Annotated in this window: 9 protein-coding genes; 2 read left to right on the top strand and 7 right to left on the bottom strand. The window is 68.9% G+C overall.

All coding sequences use genetic code 11. The annotated features are described in order from the left end of the window. Positions 1 to 154: 154 nt before the first annotated feature. On the top strand, positions 155 to 952 hold the full coding sequence (locus AC1DU6_RS18485) for a DUF5984 family protein (protein WP_457321271.1): 798 nt from the start codon (positions 155 to 157) through the stop codon (positions 950 to 952). 222 nt (positions 953 to 1,174) lie between these two features. Here AC1DU6_RS18485 and AC1DU6_RS18480 read toward each other — a convergent pair whose 3' ends face one another. After that, complete coding sequence (locus AC1DU6_RS18480; protein ID WP_457321273.1) at positions 1,175 to 1,468, bottom strand: thiamine-binding protein; 294 nt, start codon at positions 1,466 to 1,468, stop codon at positions 1,175 to 1,177. Beyond that, a complete protein-coding gene (locus AC1DU6_RS18475) occupies positions 1,465 to 1,698 on the bottom strand; it encodes a hypothetical protein (RefSeq protein ID WP_457321275.1) in 234 nt (77 codons plus the stop codon). The genes AC1DU6_RS18480 and AC1DU6_RS18475 overlap by 4 nt, the downstream gene beginning before the upstream one ends. A gap of 169 nt (positions 1,699 to 1,867) precedes the next feature. On the opposite strand from AC1DU6_RS18475, the gene AC1DU6_RS18470 reads away from it, so the two are divergent. Further along, positions 1,868 to 2,932 (top strand): pirin family protein, encoded by a 1,065-nt coding sequence (locus AC1DU6_RS18470; protein WP_457321277.1) that lies wholly within the window; start codon positions 1,868 to 1,870, stop codon positions 2,930 to 2,932. Positions 2,933 to 2,937: 5 nt separating this feature from the next. Here the strand turns inward: AC1DU6_RS18470 and AC1DU6_RS18465 are convergent, their stop codons facing one another. The 5 genes from AC1DU6_RS18465 to AC1DU6_RS18445 all read right to left on the bottom strand — a co-directional run. Beyond that, a complete protein-coding gene (locus tag AC1DU6_RS18465) occupies positions 2,938 to 3,228 on the bottom strand; it encodes a MerR family transcriptional regulator (protein ID WP_457321279.1) in 291 nt (96 codons plus the stop codon). After that, a complete protein-coding gene (locus AC1DU6_RS18460; protein ID WP_457321281.1) occupies positions 3,225 to 4,181 on the bottom strand; it encodes a DnaJ C-terminal domain-containing protein in 957 nt (318 codons plus the stop codon). The genes AC1DU6_RS18465 and AC1DU6_RS18460 overlap by 4 nt, the downstream gene beginning before the upstream one ends. Positions 4,182 to 4,249: 68 nt before the next feature. Then, positions 4,250 to 4,537 (bottom strand): DUF971 domain-containing protein, encoded by a 288-nt coding sequence (locus AC1DU6_RS18455; RefSeq protein WP_457321282.1) that lies wholly within the window; start codon positions 4,535 to 4,537, stop codon positions 4,250 to 4,252. Continuing rightward, positions 4,534 to 4,875, bottom strand: a complete 342-nt coding sequence (locus AC1DU6_RS18450; RefSeq protein WP_457321284.1) for a HEAT repeat domain-containing protein — start codon at positions 4,873 to 4,875, stop codon at positions 4,534 to 4,536. Before AC1DU6_RS18450 ends, AC1DU6_RS18455 begins: the two co-directional genes overlap by 4 nt. Positions 4,876 to 4,998: 123 nt before the next feature. Continuing rightward, positions 4,999 to 5,650, bottom strand: a 652-nt coding sequence (locus AC1DU6_RS18445) for a hypothetical protein (protein WP_477858785.1), incomplete at its 5' end; no start/stop codon positions are given.

Here is a 5,650-nt window from a genome sequence, read left to right as displayed (position 1 = left end):
GGTCAATGAGGTCTAGATGCCTACTTATCCGGATTCCCAGAGTCGACGCCTCTCGGCCAGGAGCGGCCATTGGCTAGCGGCAGCTTCGGGTAATCTTTTCCTCACGCTGGTGCGTCCTTGACGCCGCACTTATCAACCGTTGAGCCTCACGCGAATGCCGTCCCCGCTCTTTCAGTTTGAGCTTCGTCCCCTCGATCAAATACAGCCATGGGGCGCACCTGCGGACCCGAACTTGCACTGGTTCGGTCTCACTGACGGCGAATATTGGATTCAGGCTGGTGAACACCGACTGTTCGAGTACGCCAACCCCGCCCAGGCACAGTCCGGCGGATCACGGTTCTGCGACTACCAAGTGGTGCGTCTTTATGAAGATGTGATCGATCTTGCTCCCTACGCGCTGGAGCCCGTCCCGGAGGAACTCCAGCAATACATCGAGATAGATGAATCGAAGCCTTGGAAGCACTTTTGGTTGAAATGGTGCGAGGCCATAGACGAACACGATGTGTCTGAGGAGACTCTGGATCTACTAGACAACGCTGGCTCGTGGATGGGTCGTCGCCAGCTTGATTCGCTCTACCTGACTCCGTCAACCAACGTCATCGTGTGGTCGGACTCAGATTCCGTTCACTTTCAGTGGGACAACCGAGACAAGCTTCTGCACGGCTGTCAGGCTTGGTCGGCGCAGCATGGGAGCTGGCAATTGCCTCGTGCCAACTTCGCGGACGAGGTTCGCAACTTTCATGATCGGCTGATGGAACAAATGGCGCAACGGGTCTCGCAGGTCGCGGCAGGGGCTCTTGCCAAGAGCGTTCGCGTAGATCTTGAGGGGCTACGCCGAGAGCAAGAGGCCCGTTCRCAATCCATTGAGCGCAACTTTGACCAGCCCGCAGCCCCAACTGATTGGCCTGTGGTCCTTGCGGCCATACGGTCGCTCGAAGCCCGCCACGGCTGAACCTTTTCCCAAGCGCCAATTCGGCACGACAGCTTCTCAGCAAGAAGATCGGCAAGGCGAAAGCCGGCAACGGGTCGGGACTTACCTTCCGCTGCCGTCCGGGGCGAGCGACAGCTTTTCGGCAGTTCACTTCGACCTGGACGACGACAGCTATGGGTCGGTTGCTGCCGGTCAGCAGGCGTCTCCCCCGAGCGCTCGGCGGTACCGCGCGCTCGGGTTGCCTTACTTGCGGAACTTGCGCACCAGGTCGTCGACGCGAGGCCCGCCGGCCTGGGCTGCGCCGGAGACCTTGATGATGCTCAGCGTGCGCTCGGCGCCGGCTTCGAGGGTGGCCTCATGGACGGCTTGCAGCAACGGCCAGACCTTCTCGGGCGGGCCTTCGACGACCGTGCCCATGGCGTGCATCTCATAGTCCAGGCCGGAGGCCTGAATGACGGCGATGGCGGCGTCGACATGCTTGTAGCGGTCGTCTACCGTACCGGCCGGCCGCGGGATGACCTGGATCTCGGCAATCATGTGCCGGCTGGTGGCTGCTGCGCCCACGCCGCGCCGCTGGCCAGGAGCGACAGCGACAGGAACGAAAGCCGGAAACGACGCAAATGTGAGAACGATGGATGTGCCATGTGCAACTCATGCAGATGGCAGGTCGGCAAGCGTTCGGGGCGGCGGTGCCGACGCAAGAAAGTGAAAGCCGGCAGGCCCCTGAACGTGCTTCCCTGCGCGAGGATTACCTCAATCAGGTTCAAAGGGACTCTCTCAGTCAGCACGCGCCTTGCGGTCGTGCCAACACCTCCAGCGGATGGCCGCGTCGAAAGCCTGGTGGCTGCCAGCGTGGCCGGCCGCCAGTGTAGAGAAGCCCGCGCTTCTTCAAGCTCACTCGACACGCGCTAGGCTGGCGCCCTTCAGGATGCCGCCATGACCACCGCCGCCTCGCCACCCGCCATCGTCTCCATCTCGCCGCTGGGCATGCCCTGGGAGACGCTCGACCCCTTCCTGTTCTGCGTCCACCACGACGACGCCTACCCACCCGGCAACGGCCGCTACGGGCCGGATGCGGCGCTGCTGAAGGGCCGCCAGATCGGCTCGGACTTCTCAGGGCAGGGCGGCTGGAGCATGTATCACGGCGAGCAGGTGCCCGGCTTCCCGGCCCACCCGCACCGCGGCTTCGAGACGGTGACGATCGTGCGCCAGGGCCGCATCGATCACGCCGACTCGCTGGGCGCCGGCGCGCGATTCGGGGGCGGCGACGTGCAGTGGCTCACCGCTGGCCAGGGCATCGTGCACGCGGAGATGTTCCCGCTGCTGCACACGGACAAGCCCAACCCGCTGGAGCTGTTCCAGATCTGGCTCAACCTGCCGGCCGCCAGCAAGATGGTGGCGCCGCACTTCACGATGTTCTGGTCGCAGGAGATCCCGCGGCACCGCTTCGTCGACGATGCCGGGCACGCGACCGACGTCGTCTGCATCGCCGGTGCCCTGCCAACGCCCGCCGGGGTGACCCAGCCGCTGGCGCCGCCGCCTGATTCCTGGGCCTCGCGCGAGCAGGCAGACGTGGCCATCTGGACCCTGCGCCTGGCGCCGGGTGCGCAGTGGGTGCTGCCGCCGGCGACGGGCGCGGACACGCGCCGCAAGCTCTACTTCTTTGCCGGCGCACGGATCACCGTCGATGGCCATGCCGTGGCCACGCGGCACGCGATCGAGCTGCGAGCCGGCGCCGCGGTCACGCTCGTCAATGGCGGAGAAACAGCAGCCGAGTTGCTGATGCTGCAGGGCCGCCCCATCGGCGAGCCCGTCGCCCAATACGGCCCCTTCGTCATGAACACGCAGCAGGAGCTGCGCCAGGCCTTCGAGGACTACCGCCGCACCCAGTTCGGCGGCTGGCCCTGGAGCGACCCGGCGCCCGTGCATGGCGACGAGGCCGGCCGCTTCGCACGGCATGCCGACGGCCGGACGGAACTGTTCCCGTCGCAGGAGGCTTGATCGTTCTATCCGCCCGCCCTGAGCCGGTGGATCTCCTCGATCAGGTCCACCACCAGCGCCGCGAGTTCCTGGTTGGCGTCGAAGTCCTGTTCGATGGCCAGCAGCCGGCCGGCGCGGTGCAGATGCGGGCTGGCGAAGCGCCGGCTTTCGCCGTCGCCACTGTGGCAGCCCAGCAGGCCGGCATCCAGCCGCTGGCTCAGCCAGTCGACGCTGACGCCGCAGGCGCAGGCCAGCTCTTCGAGCGTCAGCGTCTGCTCGTCGATGACCACGCCGACCAGCACATCACCGTCGTTCATGGCTCGCCTTCTGCGCGGGGGTGGAAGTCACGACCGACGGCAGCGGCCATGACCTCGTAGGCGGCACGCGCGCCCGGCAGCGTGGAGGGCGGCAGCACGACCTCGACCTCCAGCACCATGTCGCCTGCCGGCTCACCTGCCAGGCCGCGGCCCTTCAAGCGCAGGCGCTTGCCATGCGGTGTGTCCGGTGGCACGGTCACGCTGACCGTGCCGGCAGGCGTGGCGGCGCTCACGTCGCCGCCCAGCGCGGCCTCCCAGGGCGTCAGCGGCAGCTGTTCATGTACGTCACGGCTCTTCTCACGGGCGACGTCCTTGAACTGGATCTCCAGGTACAGGTCGCCGCTCGCGCCGCCGCCACGGCCCGCCGAGCCCTGTGCCGGCAGGCGGATGTGCTGGCCCGCGCGTATGCCCTTGGGGATGCGGACCTGCACGTTGCGCACGACGACGGCACGGTGGCCCTGCTCGTCCGGCGCCAGGCCGCGCACGTTGACCGAGCGTACGGCGCCGTCGATGGCGTCTGAGGCGTCGATGACCAGCTTGACGTGCTCATCGGTCCCGCGTTCGGGCTTGGCGTCCGGCGGCTCGGGCTTGGCATCGCGGCCGAACATGCTGGTGAAGAAGTCGCTGAAGCCCTGGCCACCTCGCCCGGCGGTCGCCCCGCCTTCATAGGTGAAGCCCTGCTGCCAGTCGCTGGGGAGGTCGGGCTCGGCGGGTTTGCCGGCGCCAGTGGTCGCCTGCTGGCGCCGGCGCACGCCGTCATAGGCGACGCGACGCTGCGGGTCGGCCAGCACGTCGTAGGCCTCGTTGATGCGGGCCATGGACGCATGCGCATCGGCGGACTGGTTCACGTCGGGGTGAAGCAGCCGCGCCTGACGCCGGTAGGCCTGCTTGATGGCAGCCGCATCGGCATCGGCGGCGACACCCATGATCCGGTAATAGTCTTCAAAGCGCATGGGCCGAGTATGGAATTGCGGCGCGCAGGGACTGTCGGACGGGGCCGCCTTCCGCGGCGGACGGGTTCCTACGTCGCGGCGTTGACAGGCCCCAGCTCCCTCAGCCAGGTCCAGGGGTAGATGCCGCGGTCGTGGCCGTCGCTGAAGATGAGGTTCAGGGCGTAGCGGCCCACCGGCACGGCATCGACCAGCTCGGCCGGTGCGGGTGCGGGCTCGCCGCGCTCGGCGCGAGCACGGCAGCCGCCGCAGCGGCAGACGGCGCGCAGCCGGGCGGCTGGCAGCTCGGCCGCGCCGTCGGGCCAGCGCAGGTGCAGCGCGGCGGGCGTCAGCTCGACGGCTTGCGGGAGATCGCTCATCGGTCCACCCCGACCGGTGCACCCAGGCGCTGCAGCGACAGGCGCACGGCCTTGCGGACTTCCGGGTCGGGGTCGGCAGCGGCGGCTTGCAGCGCCGGCACGGCGGTCGCGTCGCCGATGTCGCCCAGCGCGATGGCCGCCTCCTTGCGCAGGTTGCCGGCCGGGTGGATGAGAGCCTGGCTCAGCACGGGCAGGGCTTGCGCGTCGGCAATGCGGCCCAGGGCCCGGGCGGCACGCAGGCGCACCTGCCAGTAGTCGTCGTCCATGGCGGCGCGCAGCGCGGTGGCGGCGGCCGTGGCGCGCAGCTTGCCGAGCGTGGAGGCGGGGCGAGGCGGCATGGGCTAGCAGACGTTCGCCGGAGCGCGGGTCCTTCAGCTCCGTGAGGGACTGGGCGGCGGCAGTGGCGACTTCGGGTGTGTCGCTCAGCGCAGCGACCAGCGCGTCAACGACGGCGGGTTCGCTCAGCCACCCGCATGCTGCAGCTGATAGTCGCGCAGCGAGCGCAGCAGCGCCTGCTGGCGCGCGCCGGGCTGCAGCTGCCGCGCCACCTGCTCGAAGCGCCCCACGTTGCCGGCGTTCAGGAAGGGCCCGACGTTCTCGGCCACCGACTGCGCGGCCTGCCAGCCKCCGGTGTGGACGAGGCCGACGAACATGTCGTCGTAGCCGCTGGACAGGCCGAGCTGCTGCCACTGCTGCAGGACCGGATAGGCCTTGGCAAGCAGCACGGCGTCATAGGTTCGGCCCAGTGCCGCAACGGCAGCCGCCGCGGTCTCGGCCGAAGGTGGCAGCCGAGCGGCGAGCGCCAGCGCCGCGGCCTGCACATGACCGTCGGGAAAAGCCAGCAGCTCGCGCGCCCACGCGGCCTGGTCGACGGGGCTGCCATGGGCGGTGAGGCGGTCCAGCTGCTCCAGCAGCAGGCGCACTACCTCGAAGTGCTCGTCCAGGCCTTCGCCGCGGGTCAGGCGGCAGCTGTCGGCGGCGTGGCAGCGAATCAAGGTGCGCAGCGCCTGCGCCGGCGGCGCGCTGCCGAGCGATGCAACCGCGGCGGGCTCGACAGCGGCTGTGGCCGCCGGCAGCGGCCCGGCCGGCGACGAGGCGCTGGCGGAAGGGGCT

It is taken from the genome of Roseateles sp. P5_B10 (assembly GCF_056400485.1).
Note: the sequence above shows the minus strand (reverse complement) of the source record. Positions and strands in the feature narration are given on the sequence as shown.

What these genes read in the sequence shown, in the direction of transcription:
- AC1DU6_RS18480 (WP_457321273.1), bottom strand. Translation starts at nt 1,468, where the DNA reads ATGATTGCCGAGATCCAGGTCATCCCGCGGCCGGCCGGTACGGTAGAC.
- AC1DU6_RS18470 (WP_457321277.1), top strand. Translation starts at nt 1,868, where the DNA reads ATGACCACCGCCGCCTCGCCACCCGCCATCGTCTCCATCTCGCCGCTG.
- AC1DU6_RS18465 (WP_457321279.1), bottom strand. Translation starts at nt 3,228, where the DNA reads ATGAACGACGGTGATGTGCTGGTCGGCGTGGTCATCGACGAGCAGACG.
- AC1DU6_RS18460 (WP_457321281.1), bottom strand. Translation starts at nt 4,181, where the DNA reads ATGCGCTTTGAAGACTATTACCGGATCATGGGTGTCGCCGCCGATGCC.
- AC1DU6_RS18455 (WP_457321282.1), bottom strand. Translation starts at nt 4,537, where the DNA reads ATGAGCGATCTCCCGCAAGCCGTCGAGCTGACGCCCGCCGCGCTGCAC.
- AC1DU6_RS18450 (WP_457321284.1), bottom strand. Translation starts at nt 4,875, where the DNA reads ATGCCGCCTCGCCCCGCCTCCACGCTCGGCAAGCTGCGCGCCACGGCC.